The following is a 22,051-nucleotide window of genomic DNA, read 5'->3' on the forward strand; positions in this document are numbered from 1 at the left end:
CGCCGTGCCCGCCACCCGAGACTCCGTGCCGTCCGAGCCGCCTTCCGCCGAGCAGCCGTCCGTCGAGCCGTCCGAGCCGTCTTCCGCTGAGCGGCCGTCCGCCGGGCAGCCGTCCGTCGAGGCGGCGCTCGGCACCTGGCCGGCCCCCGTCCGCCGGCCCACCGGCCGGGACGTGGCCCGGCTCGCCGGGGTCTCCCAGGCCACCGTCTCCCTGGTCTTCTCCGGCGCCGAGGCCGGCCGACGGGTCTCCGAGGCGACCCGGGAGCGGGTCCGGGAGGCCGCCCGCAGCCTCGGGTACCGCCCGCAGGCGGCCGGCCGGCAGCTGCGGCTCGGCCGCAGCGGGATGATCCTGCTGGCCGTGCCGAACCTCCAGGGCCCGTTCTTCGGCCGGGTGCTGGAGGGCGTCCACGAGGAGGCCGGCCGCAACGGTCTGGCCGTCGTGGTCAGCTCCGGCTGGGGCAGCGCCACCCTCGCCGAGGCCGCCACCGCGGGCCGCTTCGACGGCCTGCTGATCTGCTCCCCGGACGACAGCCAGCTCGGCGAGCTGCCCGCCGACACCCCCGCCGTCTTCCTGGACGCCGACCCCGGCACCGACCGGGCGCGTCCGACCGTCGAACTCGACGTGGCCGGCGGGATGCGCGCCGCGGTCGAGCACCTGGCCGCGCTCGGCCACCGCAGGATCGGCCGGCTGCGCTCCAGCCACTCCGCGTACACCTTCCGGGTCCGGCAGGCCGCCTTCGAGCAGGCCGTCCGCGAACTCGGCCTGGACGTGGTGGAGTTGGGCGTGAGCCTGAACGACGGACATCGGGCCGCGCGGGCCGTCGCGGGCCGGCTGCTGGAGCGGGCGGACCGGCCGCGCGCGGTGCTCTGCGACGACGACGTGGTCGCCTCCGGGGTCTACCAGGCCGCCGCGGAGCTCGGGTTGCGGGTGCCGGAGGACCTGTCGGTGGTCGGCATGGACAACGTCGCGGTGGCCGCGCTGCTCGCCCCGCCGCTGACCACCGTCGACCTGCCGGGCGAGGAGCTGGGCCGGGCGGGCGCGGCCGCGCTGGCGGCCCTGCTGCGCGGGGAGCGGGTGGCGCCGGTCGCGCCGCTGGCGACCTCGCTGGTGCTGCGCTCCTCCACGGCGCCGGCCGGTTCGGCTTCGACGGGCTGATCACGGTCCGTCACCACTGGGTGGTGCCGCTCCGTCCGGATTGCCCCCGTATGGCCCTCAGGTGGCTCACAGATGGCCCTCGGGTGCGTCCAGAATTGATCCAATCGGGTGAATAATCCTCATTTACTCTCGCGCCGTACCTCCATTCGGATTAACAGAGGGTGAGATTCCAGGATGCGGACGCTCCGATCAATACCCTCACCCTCGTCCAAGGCGGGCCGGATGGCCACCGCCCTGGGCCTCTTCGCGGGCACGCTGCTCACCGGCACCCTCACCGTCCCGACCGCCCAGGCGGCCGTCGGCTTCACCAAGACGGTGGACAAGCCGACGGCGGCGCCCGGCGAGAACGTCACCTACACCCTGCGCTACACCTGTTCCGTCACCGACTGCGCCAACGGCCGGATCACCGACACCCTCCCGGCCGGGATGGAGTTCGTCGGCTGGACCCCGGACGCGAGCACCGTCGACGTCGCCGGCTCGACCGTCCCGGCGGCCGGCACCGTCGGCGGCACCCTCGACATCAGGCTCCTCACCCTCACCCCGGGGACCACCGCGACCGTCAAGGTCGTCCTCAGGTTCCCCAACTTCACCACCCCCAACGGCACCAAGGCCGTCAACTCGGCCACCCTGACCGCCGACGGCGAGCCCGAGCAGTCCGGCTCCGCCACCACCGGCGCCGTCGTCCAGCCCGACTACAAGGTCACCAAGGGCGTCCAGACCAGCAGCCAGGACGGTCGCTCGGTCACCTACCAGTTCAGCGCCTGCTCCACCAGCGGCGTCCCCAACGTCGACCTGGACGCGAGCCGGCTGGTCGACACCCTGCCGCCCGGCGCCGTCGTCGACACCGGCCGCTCGCCCGGCTGGACCCAGGACCCGGGCAACCCCGACCGCTGGGTGTTCGACATCGGCGCCTTCCGGGCCGGCAACGGCCAGGCCGGCTGCCGCAACCCCGGCGTCCTGGTCGTCAACTACCCCGACCCGGCGTTCCCCAGCGGCACCACCTCCACCAACTCGGTGGTCCTGCAGGGCGACCCGCTCGGCCCCGAGGGCATGCGCGACCTGTCCGACGCCACCGCCGTGTCCCCGGTCTTCCAGCCGCCGACCACCGGCATCCAGGTCACCGCCTCCAAGGTCTGGCAGGACCGGGTGGTCTCCGGCGACATCGCCTCCTTCAGCCTCCACGCCGTCAACACCGCCGGCCCCGTCACCCGCCTGGTGATGACCGACCCGGGCGGCGGCACCACCACCGGCCTCTACAACTGGCTGATCCCCCAGTCCATCCAGCTGGAGGCCTGGAACCCCGCCACCATCGGCCTCACCCTCCAGTACCGGCTCGACGGCGACCCGACCTGGCGGACCTTCACCCCCGGCAAGCCGTTCGACGGTTCGGGCAGCCGCCGGATCACCTTCGCCGAAGGCGCCGGGAACCCGGCGAACGACGTGCTCGGCCTCCCGGCCGGCCGCCGGCTCGACGGGCTGCGCTTCGAGTGGAACGGCCCCGTCCCCACCGGCTGGAGCCCCGGCAACGCCGTCCAGGTGCTCTCCCAGGTGGTCACCCCCGGCCACGACGGCCGCACCGCCCCCGGCCCGCTGCACAACTGCGTGGACGTGACCGGCACCGACGCGGCCGGCGCCACCGCCTCGGCGAACGCCTGCGCCGACACCACCGTCTCCGCCGCCACCAACCTGGGCGCCGCCAAGACCACCGTCTCCGGCGAGGTCCTCGCCCCCGGCGGCATCGCGACCTTCCAGCTCACCCCGTACAACCGCACCGGCCGCACCCTGGGCACCCCGCTGGTGATGTACGACCTGCTGCCGCCCGGCCTCGTCTACCAGGACGGCAGCGCCCGGCGCGACCCCGGCTACCCGGAGTCCGTCGCCCCGAGCTCCGTCCAGGTGCTGCCCGGACCGGACGGCCGCCAACTGCTCAAGCTGACCTGGCCGGCCGGCGCGCCCGACATGACCTACCTCGACGACCACCGGGCCTACCGCACCCTGATCGACGTCCAGGTGGCCGGCAGCGCCAGGCCCGGGACCCTCACCAACGACGCGTACGTCACCACCGAGGGCGCCGGGGAACCCGTCACCTGCTCCTACTTCGGCACCGACAGCGGCGTCCCGGACACCCACGACCTCGACGGCGACGGCAACACCACCGAGACCATGTGCCACGCCTCCTCCCGGGTCGAGGTGCAGGTCCCGGCCGTGCTGCGCTCCTTCAAGGAGGTCAAGGGCGACCTCGACCAGGACTACGCCACCACCGGCACCACCACGCCCGGCGGCGGCCTCTCCTACCGGCTGACCGTCCGCAACGACTCGCCGGACCCGGTCACCGACTTCGTCGCGTACGACAAGCTGCCCACCCCCGGCGACTCCTACCTGCTGCGCCCGGACGTCCCGCGCGGCTCCGCCTGGACGCCCTCGCTCACCCGGCCGCTGACCTCCAGCGACCCGACCGTGGCGATCGAGTACACCACCTCGCCGAACCCCTGCCCGACCGGGCCGATCACCGTGCCCGGGCCGTGCGACGCGAACGCCAAGTGGAGCACCGACTTCCCCGGGCCGGGCAACACCACCTGGTTCAAGGTCAGCCGGCCGGGCACCCTGCCGTCCGGCGGACTGTTCACCCTGACCTGGCCGATGGTCGCCTCGGTGGACGCCGGCAACGCCGACTTCGCGTGGAACAGCTTCGCCTACACCGCCACCGACTCCACCGGTAGCCCGCTGCTGCCGGCCGAGCCCGCCAAGGTCGGCGTCGGCGTCCAGGCGCCCGCGCCGCCGGACAACGCGCTCGGCGACCACGTCTGGGCCGACCGCGACGGCAACGGCGTCCAGGACCCCGGCGAGAACGGGGTCCCCGGCGTCCGGGTCGAGCTGCTGGACGGGACCGGACAGCCGGTCCGGGACAAGCTGGGCAAGCCGGTCACCACGGTGACGGACGCGGACGGGAACTACCTGTTCGACAAGCTGCCGGACGGGGAGTACGCGGTGCGCTTCGACCTGACGACCGCTCCGGCGGGCGCCAGGGCCACCACGCGGCACGCGGGGAAGGACCCGGCGCGGGACTCGGACGCCGACCCGGCCACCGGGACCACCCAGACCGTGCGGCTGTCGGGCGGGGCCCGGGACCTGAGCCTGGACCTGGGGCTGGTGCCGGCGGACGAGCCGACGCCGACGCCGACGCCGACGCCGACGCCTACGTCGACTCCGACTCCGACCCCGACCCCGACTTCGACGGGTTCGCCGACGCCGACCTCGTCGCCGACTCCGACGAACTCGCCGTCCCCCACGGGTTCGCCGACGCCGACCGGTTCGCCCACGAGTACGCCCACCGGTTCGCCGGCACCGACGGACTCGACCTCGCCGTCGGACGGCCCCTCGAACGGCCCGTCGTCGAGCGAGCCCCCGAGCACGGGTGAGCCCGGCGGGCCGTCGCAGGATCCGCAGCGGCCGTCCCCGGACCGGGGTGGCGGCGAGCTGCCGCACACCGGCGGGCCCGGTCTGCTGCCGGCCGCTCTCGGTGCCGCCGCCCTGGGCCTCGGCGTGCTGTTCACGGTGGTCGCCCGGCGCCGTCGGGGCCGCCACAGCTGACCGCGCGTGGCTGATCACCCGTAGGTGAACGACAGGAAGGACAATGACCGCGCCCGCCGGCCAGACCACCGGCGGGCGCGGTCGTTCGTGGGGGCGGGTCAGCCCACCGGGACGGGCTGCTCGGCGGGGGCGGCCGGCGCCGGGTGGAACCAGCGCCGGGCGCCGAACAGCAGCAGCCCGCCGAGCGCGATGCCGCCCACCGCGCACAGCGCCACCGGGCGCAGCGAGTCCTCGGCGAGCTTGCCGGAGACGGCGTAGCCGAGCGAGTTGCCGGTGGCGAACAGCGTCACCAGCCAGGCGAAGGCCTCGGTGACGGTGCCGGTCGGCGCCAGTTCGGCGACCAGTACGAACGCCGCCGCCAGCAGCGGGGCCAGCATGATCCCGGAGAGGAAGGCCAGCGCGGCCATCGGGTACGGCCCGGGCAGGGCGATCAGCGGCAGGTAGGAGGCGGCCATCGCGAGGGCCATCATCCAGGTGCGGGTGGCCGTGGTCTGCCGCCAGCTGACGGCGCCGTAGGCGAGTGCGCCGAGCAGGCCGCCGAGCGCCGCCAGGGCGAGCAGGGTGCCTCCGCCGCCGGGCAGCGCGCCGACGTTCCGTTCGGCGTAGGCGATGAACAGCACGTTCTGCGCGCCGACGGCCCAGCCGGCCCCGGCCAGTCCGACCAGCAGCAGCACCAGCCCGGGGGAGCGCAGCGGTCCGAGCAGTCCGGCGGACTGTTCCCGGGCCGGGGCGCGCCAGGACCGGGCGGGTCCGGTGGTGGCCACGATCAGCGCGCCGGCCAGTCCGAGTCCGGCGGCCACCCAGAGCGCGGCGACCGGGCTGAACAGTCCGGAGATGGCGGCGACGGCCAGCGGGCCGGCCACGTAGAGGATCTGCTGGGAGGCGGAGTCGAAGGCGTACGCGGTGTCGAGCTGCTTCTCCTCGACCACGTCCGGCCAGAGCGAGCGCAGGCAGGGCTCCAGCGGGGGCATGGCGAGGCCGGCGATCGCGGCCCCGACCGGCGCGCCGATCGCGGAGCCGGGGGCGAGGGCGAGCAGCGCGTACCCGCCGCCGGCCACCACGGCGGAGGCGAGCAGGACGCGCGGCTGTCCGGTGCGGTCGATGATCCGGCCGAGCACCGGCCCGCCGACGGCGGCGGCGATCGCGTAGCAGGAGGTGGCCAGTCCGACCCGGCCGTACGCCACTCCGGCGTCGCGCAGCGCGAGGGCGATGACGAGGGCGGTCATGCCGGCGGGCAGGCGGCCGAGCAGGGTGCCGAATAGCAGGCGGGTGACGTGCGGGGCACGGAGCAGGGCGAGGTAGCCCATCGGCGTCCTCTCCGGGTGGGCAGGCAGGGGCGGGGACGCCGCCAAAGTTATACGTATAACCGTTCAGCGGTCAATCGGACCATCGAGCCGTCCTGATGGGGCGTCAGCTTCGTTCGTGTCCGGAGCGCGGGTTCGCGGCGGGGTTCGGGTGGGCAGGAACTCTCCGTGACCTCAAACAAGTACTTTGAACATCTCAAACCTTTGCTGCTAACGTATCGGCCATGACAGCCTCAGACGCACTGCGGATGCACGGCCCGGGCCCGCTGCCCGGCGCCGCCCGCCCGTGTGCTCTGACCGGTGCTGTGGACAGTCCGCGCCGTTGTCGCGCCATGGGCCGTTGCCGCGCCATGCGCTGTACCGCCCCGAGCTGTACCGCGGCGGCACGCCCCTGATCGGGGGCCGACCCCTTCGTCCGGCCCCGCGCCGTGCCGCCTGCTCCGCCCCCACCTCACCGTCAGCAACGCCCTCCCCCGGAGACGCTCCCCCATGTCCACAGCGCCCGAGGCGACCTCGTCGCCGTCCGTGCTCGCCCGCATCCGCAAGACGCCCTTCTGGGTGCAGATCGTCGCCGGCCTCGTGCTCGGCGTCGGCCTCGGCTACCTGGCCCGCGCCGCCGACATCTCCTGGCTGGCCACCACCCTGGAGACGATCGGCAAGATCTTCGTCCAGCTGCTCAAGGTCGCCGTCCCGCCGCTGGTGTTCACCGCGATCGTGGTGAGCGTCGCCAACCTGCGCAACGTCACCAACGCGGCCCGCCTGGCCACCCGCACGCTGCTCTGGTTCATGATCACCTCGCTGATCTCGGTCGGCATCGGCATCGGCCTGGGCCTGCTGACCAACCCGGGCGAGGGCACCAACCTGAAGACCGAGGGCCTCAAGGCGCTCGACTCCAAGGGCACCTGGATCGACTTCCTGACCGGGATCTTCCCGACCAACATCGTCGACTCGTTCGCCAAGGTGAACGTGCTCCAGATCGTCTTCCTGGCGGTCGTGGTCGGCGCGGCGATCATCAAGCTCGGCGCCAAGGCCGAGCCGGTCCTCAAGCTCAGCGAGTCCGTGCTGGAGCTGACCCAGACCGCCCTGTGGTGGGTCATCCGGCTCTCCCCGCTCGGCACCCTCGGCCTGATCGGCAAGTCCGTCGCCAAGTACGGCTGGGACCTGCTCAAGCCCTTCGCCACGCTGACCCTGGACATCTACCTCGGCTGCGCGCTGGTGCTGTTCGTCGTCTACTCGCTGGTGCTGCGCTTCGCCGCCGGGCTCAACCCGCTGCACTTCTTCAAGGGCGCCTGGCCCGCCATCCAGCTGGCCTTCGTCTCCCGCTCCTCGGTCGGCACCCTGCCGGTCACCCGCCGCGTCACCGAGCGCCTCGGCGTCCCGAGCGAGTACGCGTCCTTCTCCGTGCCGTTCGGCGCCACCACCAAGATGGACGGCTGCGCCTCGATCTACCCGGCCGTCGCCGCGATCTTCGTCGCCCAGGTCTTCAACATCGAGCTGGGCATCAAGGACTACATCCTGATCGCCTTCGTCTCGGTGGTCGGCTCGGCCGCCACCGCGGGCCTCACCGGCGCGATCATCATGCTGACGCTGACCCTGTCCACCCTGGGCCTGCCGCTGGAGGGCGTCGGCCTGCTGCTCGCCATCGACCCGATCCTGGACATGATGCGCACCGCGACCAACGTCGCCGGCCAGGTCGTCGTGCCGATCGTGGTCGCCGCCCGGGAGAAGATCCTGGACGTCGCCGCGTACAACAACCCGTCCGGGGACCTGTACGAGGAGGACGCCAAGCCGGCCGTCGTCGCCGCCCAGGGCGGAGCGGCCACGGCCGCGGCCTGAGGCGCTCGTTCGGCCTCCGGTCCGGCCGCTCAGCCGGAGGCCGAATGCCCGATCGGACGCCAGAGGGGACGTCCGATCGACCGGACGGAAAGGGCCCTCTCCCGGTGACGGGGGAGGGCCCATTCCGCATTCCTTTTCTCCGCACCCGAACTTCCCGGCCCGAACCACCCGTTCGATGTTCGAGTGACGTTCGAGTGGAGTTCGGCCGGAAGGCGTTCGAAAAAAGGCAGGGGGCCCGCCGGACGGGCGGGCCCCCTTGGGTACTGCTCTTGTGCTCATGGTGGCGGCTGTCGGGAGCCGCCGGCGGACCCGTCGGGGTCCACGAGCGATCAGATCATCAGAGGATGGTCAGACAGCGGTGACGTTCTCCGCCTGCGGGCCCTTCGGGCCCTGGGTGACGTCGAAGGTGACCGCCTGGTTCTCCTCCAGCGAACGGAAGCCGTTCGCGTTGATGGCGGAGTAGTGGACGAAGACGTCCGGGCCGCCGCCCTCCTGGGCGATGAAGCCGAAGCCCTTCTCAGCGTTGAACCACTTGACGGTTCCCGTGGCCATGCCGTTCTCCTTGCGAGGCGTGTCGGGGGCCACACCGTGTGGCACCCGGTCCGCTGCGCTGATCGCCCTGCCTCCGGACGTGTCCGAAATTTTTCGATATTGCTGAAAAACTACAAAAAGCCTGCGGTTACATGCTCCGCAGGCTTCAAGTACTGCAAGGGGAATCAAACTGCAACTGAGGGCAACGCTAGCATGCGGCCGCTGTGACGACCAGAGGTCACTTACGGCGTGGAAGGCGCGTGTCGTAGGGCGGTCCTGAGGCGCTCACAGGGGCCGGGCGCAAGGCTGTTGCGGGTGTTCGCCGGGTCGGTTGCCGGGCGGCCGTCGGCCGGTCGGGAGGGTGTGCGTCAGGCCGTTCGTCAGGGTGGGGGCGGGCGCGGAAAGGCCCGCCGGCGGCGCGTGAGGGCGTGTCGGGTGGCCGGTGCGAGCCACCGCCGACAGCAGGCATACGCTGCGGGGAGGCACGAACAGCAAGGGAGCGGCGCAGTGGCAGCACCGGAAGCACGAACACCGGACGCGCGGACGCGGGAGCCCCGGCAGGACACCCCGGTCAGGCCGCGGGTCGGCCACATCCAGTTCCTGAACTGCGTCCCCCTCTACTGGGGGCTCGCCAGGACCGGCAACCTGCTCGATCTGGATCTCACCAAGGACACCCCGGAGAAGCTGAGCGACCAGCTCGTCGACGGCGCCCTGGACATCGGCCCCATCACCTGCGTGGAGTACCTGCGCAACGCGGAGGACCTGCTCGTCCTGCCGGACATCGCGGTCGGCAGCGACGGCCCGGTGATGTCCTGCCTGATCGTGAGCAAGGTGCCGCTCGCCGACCTCGACGGCCGCCGGGTCGCCCTCGGCTCCACCAGCCGCACCTCCGTACGGCTCGCCCGGCTGCTCCTGGAGGAGCGCGAGGGCGTGCGCCCGGACTACTTCAGCTGCCCGCCGGACCTCGGCTCCATGCTCGCCGAGGCCGACGCCGCCGTCCTGATCGGTGACCCGGCCCTGCGCGCCTACCTCGGGCAGGCCGCCGACCTCGGGCTGACCGTCCACGACCTCGGCGAGATGTGGAAGGAGTGGACCGGACTGCCCTTCGTCTTCGCGGTCTGGGCGGTGCGGCGCGAGTTCGCCGAGCGCGCCCCGGAGATGACCGCCGCGGTGCACCGGGCCTTCCTGGAGTCCCGCGACCTGTCGCTGGTGGAGGCCACCAAGGTCGCCGAGCAGGCCGCCCGCTGGGAGACCATCGGGGCGGACGTGCTGGAGCGGTACTTCAGCGAGGCGCTCGACTTCTCGCTCGGCGAACGGCAGCTGGCCGGGGTCACGGAGTTCGCCCGGCGGGTCGCGCACGACAGCGGGTTCGCCCCGGACGTCGCGGTGCGGCTGCTGGAGCCGGCGGCGCTGCCGCTGGGGTCGTAGGGCCCGTACTCGCCCCCGCCCGCGGGGCGACGGGAGTGTGACGACGGCCCCCCGGGGGGGGGCGCGCGGTCCGGCTCCTGGCCCCGTTCCGGTCCGCGGGCCGGGCGGGGCCCGGCCGGGCCCGGTACGGTCTGCACCCGAGGCGCGTCCGGCTGACGGTCGGTCGGCTGGCCGACCGGACGGCCGACCCGGGTGGTCGGCCGGCCGGGTGGCCGCTCGGCCCCCGGCGGTCGGCGGTCGGCGGCGCGCGTGGCCGAGCGGGCGAGGGAGCGTACGGGGATGCGGGCACTGGGGTCGGACGATCCGCGCCAGGTGGGCGGCTACCGGCTGCTGCGGCGGCTCGGCGCGGGCGGGATGGGCCGGGTCTACCTCGGCCGGACGGCCGGCGGGCGCACCGTCGCCGTCAAGGTGGTGCGGTCGGAACTCGCGGACGACGCCGAGTTCCGCGCCCGGTTCCGGCAGGAGGTGGCCGCCGCCCGGCGGGTCGGCGGCGCGTGGACCGCGCCGGTCCTGGACGCCGACACCGAGGGCGGGCAGCCCTGGGTCGCCACCGGCTACGTGGCGGGCCCCGCGCTCGGCGAGGCCGTCCGGACGTACGGGCCACTGCCCGAGCCGGCCGTGCGCTCGCTCGGCGTCGGACTCACCGGGGCGCTGGCCCACGTCCACGGGCTCGGCCTGGTGCACCGGGACGTCAAACCCTCCAACGTGCTGCTCACCCTGGACGGGCCCCGGCTGATCGACTTCGGGATCGCCCGGGCACTGGACGCCGCCGGCGGCCTCACCCGTTCCGGTTACGTGGTCGGTTCGCCCGGCTTCATGTCACCCGAGCAGGCGAACGGGCAGGCGGTCGGGCCGGCCGGGGACGTCTTCTCGCTCGGCGCCGTCCTCGCCTTCGCCGGGACCGGCGTGCACCCCTTCGGAGAGGGGGTCAGCGCGGCCGTGCTGCTCTACCGGGTGCTGCACGAGGAACCCGACGTGGCCGGACTGCCCGAGCCGCTGCGGGGGACCGTCCTCGCCTGCCTGGCCAAGGACCCGGCCGCCCGCCCCACCCCGCGGCAGCTCCACGACCGGCTGGACCCGGACGGCACGGCCGCCACCCGGCTGTCGTACGGCGGCTGGCTGCCGGCGGAGCTGGCGGCGGGGGTGGGGCGCAGTGCGGTGGGGCTGCTGGACCTGGACCTGGACCTCGACTTGGACCCGGACTCGGACTCGGACCCGGAGGGGATTCCGGGGGCTTCGGGGGAGCCGGTTTCGGGTGGGGCGGCTCCGGAGGCGGGTGCTTCCGGGGTGGTGCGGACTCCGACCGTCGCATCCGGGGGTGGGCCGGAGGGCGAGGGGGATCGGCAGCCGCTGTGCTCGGGTGTCTGGGACGAGCCGGCGGGGGCGCGGCCGCGGCGCGTCCGGACCGGGGTGGCGGTCGCGGCGGCCGTGGCGGCGCTCGCGGTGCTCGGGGGCGGCGGGTACGGGCTGTACGAGTGGCTGCACCGGGCCGAACCGGCGGCCTCGGGGCCGTCGCCGACGGTGGGGCCGCTGCCGGAGGTGTCGGTCGATCCGAGCCAGGCCGTCCTGCCGAGCGGGGCCTTCGGCTCCGGGGTGGCGTCGGCCCCCGGTGCTCCGGGGAGCGCGACGCCGTCCGCCCCGGGCGCGGTGCCGCCGGGGACGGGCGGGCCGAGCGTGGTGCCCGCCGCCTTCCTGGGCACCTGGAGCGGGGACATGGTCACCGACAAGGGGCTGCCCGCCGGGACCACCACGCTCACCGTCCGTCCGGCGGCGATCGGTCAGGAGAGCACCACCAGCCGCAACGCGGCCTCCGGGCTGATCTCGATCAGCTGCGAGGGCGCCTGGACGCTCAGGTCGGCCTCCGCCACCGCGCTGGTGTTCCAGTCCCGGCTGGTCCGCTCCTCGATCCCCGGCGCCTGCACCGGCGGCTCCAACGCGGAGACGCTCACCCTCCAGTCCGACGGGACGGTCCGGTTCACCTCCGCCGACCCGCCGGCCGGGAACCCGGCGGGCACGATGCGCAGGGCGAACGGTTGAGACGTGGTCCGAGCTGCTCGGGGGTGGTCCGGGGTGCTCCGCGCGCTGTTCAGCGGGCTGACGCGGGCGGCGGAATGTGCTGGCGTAGGCTGGTTCGGCCGTACCCGAGTAGCACTTGAGAGAGAGAAGGCCGCCAGGTGACCGAGCTCGCAGCGACCACCCTCGATGCGTCCAGCACCGACCTGAAGGCCGTGCTCGACCGGGCCGCCGCCGGCGGCCGGATCACCCCGGAGGAGGCGCTGGAGCTCTACCGCTCCGCGCCGCTGCACGCGCTCGGCTCCGCCGCCGACGCGGTGCGCCGCCGCCGCTACGCGGGTACCGAGCACATCGCGACGTACATCATCGAGCGCAACATCAACTACACCAACGTCTGCGTGACGGCGTGCAAGTTCTGCGCCTTCTACGTGCCGCCGAAGAGCGACAAGGGCTGGTCCCGCGAGCTCGACGAGATCCTGCGCCGCTGCGCCGAGACGGTCGAGCTGGGCGGCACCCAGATCATGTTCCAGGGCGGCCACCACCCGGACTACGGCGTGGAGTACTACGAGCGCGCGTTCTCGGCGATCAAGGCCGACTTCCCGCAGCTGGTGATCCACTCGCTGGGCGCCTCCGAGGTCGAGCACATGGCGCGGATCTCGGGCGTCTCCGTCGAGGAGGCCATCACCCGGATCCACAAGGCGGGCCTGGACTCCTTCGCCGGCGCCGGCGCCGAGCTGCTGCCGGAGCGGCCGCGCAAGGCGATCGCCCCGCTGAAGGAGTCCGGCGAGCGCTGGCTGGAGATCATGGAGATCGCCCACGGCCTCGGCGTGGAGTCCACCTCCACCATGCTGATGGGTACCGGCGAGACCAACGCCGAGCGGATCGAGCACCTGCGGATGATCCGCGACGTGCAGGACCGCACCGGCGGCTTCCGGGCCTTCATCCCGTACACCTACCAGCCGCAGAACAACCACCTGAAGGGCTCGACCCAGGCCACCGTCTTCGAGTACCTGCGGATGATCGCGATCGCCCGCCTGTTCCTCGACAACGTCGCCCACATCCAGGGCTCCTGGCTCACCACCGGCAAGGAGGCCGGCCAGCTGTCGCTGCACTACGGTGCGGACGACCTCGGGTCCGTGATGCTGGAGGAGAACGTCGTCTCGGCGGCGGGCGCCAAGCACCGCTCCAACCTCACCGAGCTGATCCACCTCATCCGGGCCGCCGACCGCGTCCCGGCGCAGCGCTCGACCACGTACGAGCACCTGCGGGTGCTGGACGACCCGGCCAACGACCCGGTCGACCCGCGGGTCGCCTCGCACATCGCCTCCACGGCGATCGAGGGCGGCACCGCGCACCCCGAGCTGAAGATCCTGGACAACTGAGTCCTCGTTCCTCCTCCCTTCTTGTCGTGCCGGTGCCGGTGCCGGTGCCGCTGATGGCGGTGCCGGCGTCGGCGCTGTTGCCGTTGCCGTTGCACTTGCCGTTGTTGTCGAAGTCGAAGGCGCTGTTGTGCTGACTCTGCACCGGGCGGCGTTCGTGCTGCCCGACCCGGCCGATCCCACCGCCCCGTCCATCGCCGACGGGGCGGTGGTGGTGCGTGGCGAGCTGGTCGAGGCGGTCGGGCCGTACGGGGAGCTGGCGGCCGGGTACCCGGGCGCGCGGGTGCGGGACTGGGGGGCGGCCGTGCTCGCCCCCGGGCTGCGCAATCCGTACGGGCACTGGCTGTTGGAACGCGCGTACCACCCGGATCCGCGGGAGGAGGTCGGCGTCGAACCGGTGGCGGACGGGCTGGCCGGGTCCACCGACGAGGCGCGGTGCGGGGCCAGCGCCCGGCGGGGGCTGCAGCGGATGCTCGGGTACGGGGTGACGGCGGTGGCCGGGCCCTTCGAGCGGGCCTCGGTGCGGACGGCGGTGGCGCGGTCGGGGGTCGTGGGGCTGCCCGGTTCCGCCGTGTCGTCCGCTGTGTCGTCCGGCGGGGTGGACGGCGGGCCGGAGGGCAGCGGGCCGCAGGACGGTGGCGCGCGGCCGTTGGACCCGCTGGCCGTCCTGCCGTTCGCCGAGGCCGTGTACGGGCGGGTGGCGGTCGGGGGCCGGGCGGACTTCGCGGTGTTCGCGACGGCCGGGGTCGCGGGGGACGGGAGCGCGCAACCGGTGGCCGGCGGGTGCCTGGCCACGGTGCTGGGCGGGCGGTTGGTGTACCGCCGATGCTGAGACGGGCGTCACGGCGGGTGTGACGTACTCGTCAGTAGCCGGATTTCCTTGTGGCGCACGGGACTTCCTTCGTGTGCACCCGAACTCCGGGGCCGGTACCGGAGAGTGATTGTCCCTTCATCGTGACCTGAGGGCCCGCCAGCGGATACGATCCCGGACAGCTCACCCACTCCGTACCCTCACCACACCACCGCCCGCGCCCGCGGGTGGCGGGGCCGTGTCCCCGGCCCCGACGGCAAGCCAGGACAGGAACCATGCGAACCGCGACCGTTCCCCCGCCGCGCACCCCGCGGATGGGCCGTGGTTGGTACCTCGCCGCCGTGCTCAGCGCAGTGCTGGCCGTCGGCATGTGCCTGCTGGGTTGGCGCCAGGCCGACCAGGCCGACCGGATCGAGGCGCACCCGGTGAGAGTCGAAGGGGTCGTCACCCAGCTCCCGACCGGTGGCGGCACCTACAGCGCCGTCAGCTACCGGGCCGACGGGGAGCCGCACACCGCGGCCGCGCTGCCGCTCTCGGACAGCGCCAAGGTCGGCGACGCGGTCTGCCTGGAGCACGCCGCCGACGACCCGGGCGCGGTACGGATCTGCGGCGACACCTACCCGCAGCCGGTCGGCGTGGGCCTGGCCCGGTTCAGCGTGCCGGTGGCCCTCGTGTTCTTCGTGATCTGCGTGCTGCGCATCCGTCGGCACCACAAGGCCCTCGCGGTCCGCAGTGGGCAGGGGGCGCTGGCCGCCAACCTCGCGCTGGCGGCGGGGGCGCTCGCGGACGGGATGCCCGCGATAACCCACGGCAAGCGGTCCCGGCGGCGGCGCCGCGCGGGCGGGCGGCGCGCCCAGCACTGAGGGGGGCGTGCGGGTACAGCCCGGCCGGTGAGGTCCGTGGGCGCGGCCGGTGAGGTCCGTGGGTGAGGCGGGTGAGGTCCGTGGGCGCGGCCCCGTTGGTCGGGGTGTCCGTGCGAGGGTGAACAATGGGGGGCGTGACCCGAGCCTCTCTGGACAAGCAGCCGCACGAAGTCGCCGCCATGTTCGACGACGTCGCGGCCAAGTACGACCGCACCAACGACGTGCTCTCCCTCGGCCAGGCCCGCGCCTGGCGCCGGGCGGTGGCCGAGGCGGTGGCCGCCGGGCCGGGAGACCTCGTGCTCGACCTCGGGGCCGGCACCGGCACCTCCTCGCTGCCCTTCGCCGAGGCCGGGGCGAAGGTCGTCCCGTGCGACTTCTCGGTCGGCATGCTCACCGAGGGCAAGGGCCGCCACCCCGAGCTGGCGCTCACCGCCGGCGACGCCACCCGGCTGCCGTTCGCGGACGACACCTTCGACTCGGTGACGATCTCTTTCGCGCTGCGCAACGTCCAGGACACCGACGAGGCGCTGCGCGAGATGCAGCGGGTCACCAAGCCCGGCGGCAAGCTGGTGATCTGCGAGTTCTCCACCCCGACCTGGACGCCGTTCCGGACGGTCTACACCGAGTACCTGATGCGCGCGCTGCCGCCGGTGGCGACCGCCGTCAGCAGCAACCCGGAGGCGTACGTCTACCTCGCCGAGTCCATCCGGGCCTGGCCGGACCAGCCGGGGCTGGCCGCCAAGCTCCAGGACAACGGCTGGTCGAAGGTCGCCTGGCGGAACCTGACCGGCGGGATCGTCGCGCTGCACCGGGCGTACAAGATCGCGTAGGCGGGCTCGGGGCTCGGCGGGCCCGCGGCCCGGTCGCTCGGCTGCCCGGCTGCTCGGCTCGGGTTGGTGGTTGGGGCGGTCGGGGCTGGCGGTCGGGGCTGACGGGCGGAGCCGGAGGTCGGGGGCGGGGGCGCATCCGGTGGCGTGAGCGGAACTAGACTGCCGGAGACAAAGCCGCCGTCCCCCGCCGCAGTTCCAGGAGTGTGTCCACGTGTCCGAGACCGCAGCCGATCTGACGAAGCCGGACAGCCCCGTCGAGAGCACGGCCGACGTCATCGTGGTCGGCGCGGGCCCGGCCGGCGCCACCACCGCGTACTACCTGGCCCAGGCCGGGCTGGACGTGCTGCTGCTGGAGAAGACCGCCTTCCCGCGCGAGAAGGTGTGCGGCGACGGCCTGACCCCGCGCGCCACCAAGCAGCTGGTGGACATGGGCATCGACGTCTCCACCGAGAACGGCTGGCTGCACAACAGGGGCCTGCGCATCATCGGCGGCGGCGTCCGGCTGGAGCTGGACTGGCCCGAGCTGTCCTCCTTCCCCGACTACGGCCTGGTGCGCAAGCGCGCCGACTTCGACGAGCTGCTCGCCCGTCAGGCCGAGAAGGCGGGCGCGCGGCTCTACGAGCGCTGCAACGTCAGCGGGCCGGTCCTGGACGAGCGCACCGGCCGGATCGTCGGCGTCACCGCCAAGCTCGGCGACGAGAAGCGGCCGGTCACCTTCCGGGCCCCGCTGGTGGTCGCCGCCGACGGCAACTCCACCCGGCTCTCGCTCGCCATGGGCCTGCACCGGCGCGAGGACCGCCCGATGGGCGTCGCCTACCGCACCTACTTCACCTCGCCGCGCCACGACGACGACTACCTGGAGTCCTGGCTGGAGCTGTGGGACACCCGCGACGGCGACCGCAAGCTGCTGCCCGGGTACGGATGGGTCTTCGGCATGGGCGACGGCACCTCCAACGTGGGCCTCGGCATCCTCAACTCCTCGCCGGCGTTCGGCGAGCTGGACTGGCGCGAGGTGCTCAAGGCCTGGTGCGCCAACATGCCGGAGGAGTGGGGCTACACCCCTGAGAACATGACCGAGCCGATCCGCGGCGCCGCGCTGCCGATGGCCTTCAACCGGCAGCCGCACTACACCCGCGGCCTGCTGCTCGTCGGCGACGCCGGCGGCATGGTCAACCCGTTCAACGGCGAGGGCATCGCCTACGCGATGGAATCCGGGCAGATCGCCGCCGGGGTCATCGTGCAGGCCCTCGCCCGGGTCACCGACGGCGGCCGCGAGCGCGCCCTCCAGGCCTACCCGCGCATCCTCAAGGACGTGTACGGCGGCTACTACACGCTGGGCCGCGCCTTCGTGAAGCTCATCGGCAACCCCAAGGTGATGCAGATCGCCACCCAGCGCGGCCTCACCCACCCGATGCTGATGCGCTTCACCCTCAAGCTGCTCGCCAACCTCACCGACCCGCAGGGCGGCGACGCGATGGACCGTGTGATCAACGGTCTCGCCAGGGTCGCGCCGAACGCCTGACGGCTGGTGTCTGGCGCCTGGTGCCTGACAGCTGGTGCCTGACGGCTGGTCTCTGGCGCCTGATGCTTGGCGCCTGATGCCTGGCGGCTGACGCCGAAGGGTCGGACGCCGAACGCCTGGCGCGGACCGGGGGTTGGGGCCGGTGGGGATGTCCGTCCCCGCCGGCCCTACGGCTGTTCGGCCGTCCGGGGTGCCTCCGGCGCCCGGCGGGAGGCGGCGGAGCGCTGCTCGACGTAGGCGAGACGCTCGTCGAAGATCCGGGCCGCGTCGGGGGTGAGGGTCCTCAGGGCGACGAGGGCGGTGAAGACGACGTCGCAGAGCTCGTGCTGGACGTCCTCCCAGGTGTGGGTGACCCCCTTGCGCGGGTTCTGGCCGGTGGCGCCGATCACCGCGGCACCGACCTCGCCGACCTCCTCGGAGAGCTTGAGGATCCGCAGCAGTCGCTCCTCCTGGGGCGACTGCGTGCTCTGCTCGTCCAGCCGTGCGACCAGGTCGTCGACGCTCTCCCAGATCCGGCTGTCCATGCGGCGTTGCTCCTGCTCCCACGCGGTGTCGTTGGTGTTGCCACCGTACGGGAGCGGGGGCGGGCGGGAGCGGGCCGGGGCTGTCCGGCCCGCCGGGGACGAGCAGCCTCAGCGGGCGCTGATCTTCACGTTGCGGATGTTCACCGGGAGGTTGGGGAAGCCGTCGCCCGGGTTGTTCTGGTCGTCCTCGCCGCCGGCGGCGATCTTCTGGAGCACGTCCAGACCGCCGGTGATCCGGCCGAAGGGGGTGTAGGCGGGGGAGAGCTTGGTGTCCTTCCAGACGAAGAAGAACTGGCTGCCGTTGGTGTTCGGGCCGGCGTTGGCCATGGCCACGGTGCCGGCCGGGTAGGTGGCGCCGGTCAGGTTCTCGTCCGGGAACGAGTAGCCGGGACCGCCGCTGCCCGTGCCGGTCGGGTCGCCGCACTGGAGGACGTAGATCCGCTGGGTGGTGAGGCGGTGGCAGTGACTGCGGTCGAAGTAGTCGTGCTCGGCGAGGAACCGGAACGAGAAGGTGGTGCAGGGCGCCTTGTCGGTCAGGGCCTCGAAGCTGATCTGGCCCTGACTGGTCCGCAGTGTCGCGCGGTAGGGCTTCGCCGCCTTCTTGGCGTCGAACACCGGGATGCCCTTGAAGTTGTCGGCCGGGACGGCCGGTGTGTAGGCGCAGCCGGTAGCGGGGGTCGCGGCCGCGGGGGTGTCCGCGATGGCGGTGCCGGTGCTCGCCACGAGCGGGAGGACGGTGGCGGCGGCGACCAGCGCCCAGTGCTTGCGCTTCACGTGACGGGCCTTCCGGGGGGTGGTGGACGGCGGTGTTGTCATGGGTGCATCATCCACGGCCGGATGGGGATGCGGTAGGGGTTGGGGCGGCCGTGGCTCCCCGGGTGGCGACAGTGTGATGGTTTGTCAGTTCTGCTCCGGGGTGGTCGTGGTGGGTGTGAAGAGTCCGGCGTGGGCGGCCAGGGCCGCGGCGTCGGCGGCCCGCTCGGCGGTGCGGGCGTCCAGTGGCTCGCCGGAGACGAACAGGCGGTAGTAGAGCGGCGCGGTGGCGGCCCGGACCACCTCGGCGCCGTCCGTCCCGGCGGGCAGCTCGCCCCGGGCGACGGCCCGTTCGGCCACCTTGGCGGCCTGGCGGTGGCGGGCCGCGAAGAAGGCGCGCAGGGCGGCCGCGCCGGTGTCCGAGCGCTGGGCCGCGGAGATCAGCGCGGTGGGCGTGGGGCCGAGCTCCGGATCGGTGAAGACACTGAACACCTCCTGGGTGATCCGGCGGAGGTCCTGCCGGAGGTCGCCGGTGTCGGGCAGGGGCCAGGGCTGGTCGGCGGAGGCGGTCAGGGCGTCGGCGACGAGGCCGTCCACTCCGCCCCAGCGCCGGTAGAGGGTCGCCTTGTGGACGCCGGAGCGGGCGGCGACCGCCTCGACGGTGAGCCCGTCGTACCCCTTTTCGGCGACCTCGGCGAGCGTGGCGGCGACCACCTCGGCCCGGACCCGGGTGCTGCGGCCGCCCGGGCGCGGGGTGGGGGTGCGGGGCTCCGGTGCGGGGTGGGTTGCTCCAGTCAAAGTCGACTCCAGTCGCATTAAGGCTTGCTGTGGGGTGGCGGCCGTGCCATGCTCATCGTAATGCGACTCATGTCGCATTACGAGAGGAGCCCGCGTGTCCGCCACTGCCGTTCCCGACCCCACTGACCTCCACCCGCTCGCCGGCCACGACCGGGTCGTCCTGCTGCGTCCGCTCGTCACCGACCCGCGGATCGAGGTCGGCGAGTACACCTACTTCGACGACCCCGACGGTGCCACCCGCTTCGAGGAGCGCAACGTCCTCTACGCGTACGGCCCCGAGCGGCTGGTGATCGGCAGGTACTGCGCGATCGCCACTGGCACCCGCTTCCTGATGGCCGGCGCCGCCCATCCGACCGTCGGCGTCTCCACCTTCCCCTTCACGATGTTCGGCGGCAGTTGGACCGAGCGGACCCTCGACATCGTCACGGGCCTGCCCAGCCGGGGTGACACCGTGGTCGGCAACGACGTCTGGTTCGGCCACGGGGCCACCGTCCTGCCCGGCGTCCGGATCGGCGACGGTGCGATCATCGCGGCCGGGGCGATGGTCACCGCCGACGTCGAGCCCTACACCGTCGTCGGCGGCAACCCGGCCCGCCCGATCCGCCGCCGCTTCGACGACGCCGACATCGAGCGTCTGCTCCGTGCGGCCTGGTGGGACTGGCCGGTGGAGCTGGCCACCGAGCACGTCCGCGCCATCATGTCCGGCACCCCGGCCGACATCGAGGCGATCGCCGCGGCGAACGGTCTGCTCTCCGCCTGACCCAACCGTGCCCGTGGAGGGCATTGATCATCGGGGGCCCGGTGCGCGAAGATGGCGCCCCCTTGCTCCGCGCACCGCCCCGTCCACTGCCGGGCCTTCCGCCCGGCTCCTGGGTCCGTCCGACGCCGTACGGTACTCGCGCCCGCCGGTTCCGTTCGTTCGGAGGGATCTTTCGCATGCCAGCCTCCTTGTCCGACCCGTCCGAGGGTTCGTCCTCGTCGGTCCTTCGCGATCTTCCGGTCCTGCTCGTGGCCGTGGTGTGGGGATCGAGCTTCCTCGCCGTCCAGCGGGTGGCCGAGCCCGGGACGGTCGTGGCGATGCTGGTGCTGCGGTTCGGCCTGGTGCTGCCGCTGCTCGGGCTGGTCGCCTGGCGTGCCCTGCGGAGGCTGAGCCGCGCCGAGTGGCTCGGCGGCGCCGCGCTGGGGCTGGTGCTCAGCGGGATCTTCCTGCTGGAGACCTACGGAGCCGTGCACACCTCCGCGACCAATGCCGGGCTGATCATCAGCCTCGCGATGGTGCTCACGCCGCTCGGCGAGAGCGCCCTCGCCCGGACCGCGCCGCCGAAGGCCTTCCTCGCCGCCGCCGGGCTGGCCGTCCTCGGCGTCGCCCTGCTCACCGGGGACGGCGGGCTGCGCCCTCCGGCACTCGGTGACCTGCTGGTGCTGGGCGCCGCCCTCGTCCGCTCGGCGTACGTCCTCGCGATGGCCCGCACCCGGGCCGTCCGCGACACCGACGTGCTCGCCGTCACCTGGGTCCAACTCGCGGTGGCCACCGGCGTGTTCGCCGCCGTCGCGTTCCTGGTCGGACCCGCGCCGTGGACGGTCGCGCGTTCGTACGGGGCCGGCCAGTGGGGCTGGCTGCTGCACCTGTCCTTGTTCTGCACCCTGTTCGCCTTCTTCGTCCAGATGTGGGCCGTGCGGGCCACTTCGCCCTCGCGGGTGAGCCTGCTGCTCGGGACCGAGCCGCTCTGGGCCGCCGTCTTCGGCATCACCGTGGCCGGGAATCGCATGGGCCCGCTCGCCCTGCTCGGCGGAGCCCTGGTGTTGGTCGCGACCGAGTGGGGCCGGCGCACCGCCCCCGTACCCGCCCCCGCCCCGGCTGTCGCCCCCGCCCCGGCACCGCGCCCGGCCGGGGGCGAGTGCGAGAGCGGGACCGACGTGGTGGGGCCGGGCGCGGAGCCGGCTCCGGTGTGACCCGCCGTCCTCGTCACCGGCGCCGCCGCAGCGTCCGGCGGGCGTAGTCGAGGGCGACCGCGCCGAGCAGCGGGCCCCAGGCGACCAGGGGCAGGTAGGCGAGCGTCATCACCACGGCGGCGAAGCCGTGCGGGGAATCCGGCTCGGCCAGGTTGTGCGCCCAGCCGCCGAGCAGTGCGGCCGTGCCGACGTAGGTGAGGACCGCCGAGCCCAGCAGCGCCGGGACGATCGCGGCGAGCGGCCGGACCCGACGGCCGCCTATCAGGGGGATCCACCGGGGCGCCACCAGCCCCCAGGGCCGGACCAGGCCCAGGGTCAGGAAGGCCAGCGCCTCCGCCAAGGCGCTCAGCGCCACGCAGTAGACCGTGCCCCAGCCCGGCTGGTGCGCGCCGTACGCCGCGGCCGTCGCGCCGGAGAAGCCGACCGGGACGCCGAAGCCGAAGGCGATCCGCCACAGCCCCGAGGGGATGGTGCTGAGGACGGCGGCCCCGGCGGCGAGCCGGGCCCAGCGCGGGGCGGGCGGGACGTTCGGGGCCGCCGCCGCGGCCCGGTGGGCGGTGATCACGAGCTTCGACATGGTGGTGGACTCCCTTCGGCTCCAGCCTCCGTGGCCGGTGCGATGACTCAAGACTGGAGGCCCGCCAGGGGTTCACGGCAGATGCCGATCGGGCTGTTCCTCCTGCTCAACCGGCCTTTGAAATATGCCGATCGGCACAGGCGCGCCGCCCGGGCGGCGTCGTAGTGTGACGGCAGTCGAAG

18 protein-coding genes are annotated in these 22,051 nt (G+C 73.5%); 12 read left to right on the forward strand and 6 right to left on the reverse strand.

The window, feature by feature from the left end:
- The first annotated feature begins 4 nt into the window (after positions 1 to 4).
- Both ACFVU7_RS34850 and ACFVU7_RS34855 read left to right on the forward strand, forming a co-directional pair.
- On the forward strand, positions 5 to 1,156 hold the full coding sequence (locus ACFVU7_RS34850) for a LacI family DNA-binding transcriptional regulator (protein ID WP_388049229.1): 1,152 nt from the start codon (positions 5 to 7) through the stop codon (positions 1,154 to 1,156).
- A gap of 222 nt (positions 1,157 to 1,378) precedes the next feature.
- Positions 1,379 to 4,747, forward strand: a complete 3,369-nt coding sequence (locus tag ACFVU7_RS34855) for an SdrD B-like domain-containing protein (RefSeq protein ID WP_388049232.1) — start codon at positions 1,379 to 1,381, stop codon at positions 4,745 to 4,747.
- Positions 4,748 to 4,845: 98 nt separating this feature from the next.
- Here the strand turns inward: ACFVU7_RS34855 and ACFVU7_RS34860 are convergent, their stop codons facing one another.
- Entirely contained in the window at positions 4,846 to 6,054 is a 1,209-nt protein-coding gene (locus ACFVU7_RS34860; protein WP_380741292.1) for an MFS transporter, read from the reverse strand.
- A 486-nt stretch (positions 6,055 to 6,540) separates the two neighbouring features.
- Between ACFVU7_RS34860 and ACFVU7_RS34865 the strand changes: the two genes are divergently transcribed.
- Complete coding sequence (locus tag ACFVU7_RS34865) at positions 6,541 to 7,887, forward strand: dicarboxylate/amino acid:cation symporter (protein WP_049655677.1); 1,347 nt, start codon at positions 6,541 to 6,543, stop codon at positions 7,885 to 7,887.
- 348 nt (positions 7,888 to 8,235) lie between these two features.
- Here the strand turns inward: ACFVU7_RS34865 and ACFVU7_RS34870 are convergent, their stop codons facing one another.
- On the reverse strand, positions 8,236 to 8,439 hold the full coding sequence (locus ACFVU7_RS34870) for a cold-shock protein (RefSeq protein WP_045692393.1): 204 nt from the start codon (positions 8,437 to 8,439) through the stop codon (positions 8,236 to 8,238).
- Positions 8,440 to 8,925: 486 nt separating this feature from the next.
- Here ACFVU7_RS34870 and ACFVU7_RS34875 point away from each other — a divergent pair, with 486 nt between their 5' ends.
- The 7 genes from ACFVU7_RS34875 (at position 8,926) to ACFVU7_RS34905 (ending at position 17,264) form a co-directional block, all read left to right on the forward strand.
- Positions 8,926 to 9,846, forward strand: coding sequence for a menaquinone biosynthetic enzyme MqnA/MqnD family protein (locus ACFVU7_RS34875; RefSeq protein WP_049655679.1), 921 nt, complete (start codon positions 8,926 to 8,928; stop codon positions 9,844 to 9,846).
- Between the two features lie 279 nt (positions 9,847 to 10,125).
- Positions 10,126 to 11,883: a protein kinase gene (locus ACFVU7_RS34880; RefSeq protein WP_388049236.1), complete on the forward strand. Its 1,758-nt coding sequence runs from the start codon at positions 10,126 to 10,128 to the stop codon at positions 11,881 to 11,883.
- 137 nt (positions 11,884 to 12,020) lie between these two features.
- Positions 12,021 to 13,241, forward strand: coding sequence for a cyclic dehypoxanthinyl futalosine synthase (gene mqnC, locus ACFVU7_RS34885; protein WP_049651178.1), 1,221 nt, complete (start codon positions 12,021 to 12,023; stop codon positions 13,239 to 13,241).
- A gap of 127 nt (positions 13,242 to 13,368) precedes the next feature.
- Complete coding sequence (locus tag ACFVU7_RS34890) at positions 13,369 to 14,070, forward strand: hypothetical protein (RefSeq protein WP_388049239.1); 702 nt, start codon at positions 13,369 to 13,371, stop codon at positions 14,068 to 14,070.
- A 254-nt stretch (positions 14,071 to 14,324) separates the two neighbouring features.
- Positions 14,325 to 14,912, forward strand: coding sequence for a hypothetical protein (locus ACFVU7_RS34895; protein WP_074005515.1), 588 nt, complete (start codon positions 14,325 to 14,327; stop codon positions 14,910 to 14,912).
- A 134-nt stretch (positions 14,913 to 15,046) separates the two neighbouring features.
- A complete protein-coding gene (locus ACFVU7_RS34900; protein ID WP_049651181.1) occupies positions 15,047 to 15,742 on the forward strand; it encodes a demethylmenaquinone methyltransferase in 696 nt (231 codons plus the stop codon).
- Between the two features lie 232 nt (positions 15,743 to 15,974).
- On the forward strand, positions 15,975 to 17,264 hold the full coding sequence (locus ACFVU7_RS34905; protein ID WP_049651180.1) for a geranylgeranyl reductase family protein: 1,290 nt from the start codon (positions 15,975 to 15,977) through the stop codon (positions 17,262 to 17,264).
- 167 nt (positions 17,265 to 17,431) lie between these two features.
- Here the strand turns inward: ACFVU7_RS34905 and ACFVU7_RS34910 are convergent, their stop codons facing one another.
- The 3 genes from ACFVU7_RS34910 to ACFVU7_RS34920 form a co-directional block, all read right to left on the reverse strand.
- A complete protein-coding gene (locus ACFVU7_RS34910) occupies positions 17,432 to 17,788 on the reverse strand; it encodes a MazG-like family protein (protein WP_049651176.1) in 357 nt (118 codons plus the stop codon).
- Between the two features lie 108 nt (positions 17,789 to 17,896).
- Complete coding sequence (locus ACFVU7_RS34915) at positions 17,897 to 18,604, reverse strand: peptidylprolyl isomerase (protein ID WP_063780137.1); 708 nt, start codon at positions 18,602 to 18,604, stop codon at positions 17,897 to 17,899.
- 84 nt (positions 18,605 to 18,688) lie between these two features.
- Complete coding sequence (locus tag ACFVU7_RS34920; RefSeq protein ID WP_388049241.1) at positions 18,689 to 19,339, reverse strand: TetR/AcrR family transcriptional regulator; 651 nt, start codon at positions 19,337 to 19,339, stop codon at positions 18,689 to 18,691.
- A 94-nt stretch (positions 19,340 to 19,433) separates the two neighbouring features.
- Between ACFVU7_RS34920 and ACFVU7_RS34925 the strand changes: the two genes are divergently transcribed.
- A complete protein-coding gene (locus ACFVU7_RS34925; RefSeq protein ID WP_388049244.1) occupies positions 19,434 to 20,099 on the forward strand; it encodes a CatB-related O-acetyltransferase in 666 nt (221 codons plus the stop codon).
- Positions 20,100 to 20,275: 176 nt separating this feature from the next.
- Positions 20,276 to 21,292 carry a DMT family transporter gene (locus ACFVU7_RS34930; RefSeq protein ID WP_380776159.1) on the forward strand — a complete coding sequence of 339 codons (1,017 nt, stop codon included), beginning with the start codon at positions 20,276 to 20,278 and terminating at the stop codon, positions 21,290 to 21,292.
- A 13-nt stretch (positions 21,293 to 21,305) separates the two neighbouring features.
- Here the strand turns inward: ACFVU7_RS34930 and ACFVU7_RS34935 are convergent, their stop codons facing one another.
- On the reverse strand, positions 21,306 to 21,869 hold the full coding sequence (locus ACFVU7_RS34935) for a hypothetical protein (RefSeq protein WP_388049247.1): 564 nt from the start codon (positions 21,867 to 21,869) through the stop codon (positions 21,306 to 21,308).
- Positions 21,870 to 22,051: the final 182 nt, after the last annotated feature.

The organism is Kitasatospora sp. NPDC058046 (assembly GCF_042885595.1).
Lineage (GTDB): Bacteria > Actinomycetota > Actinomycetes > Streptomycetales > Streptomycetaceae > Kitasatospora.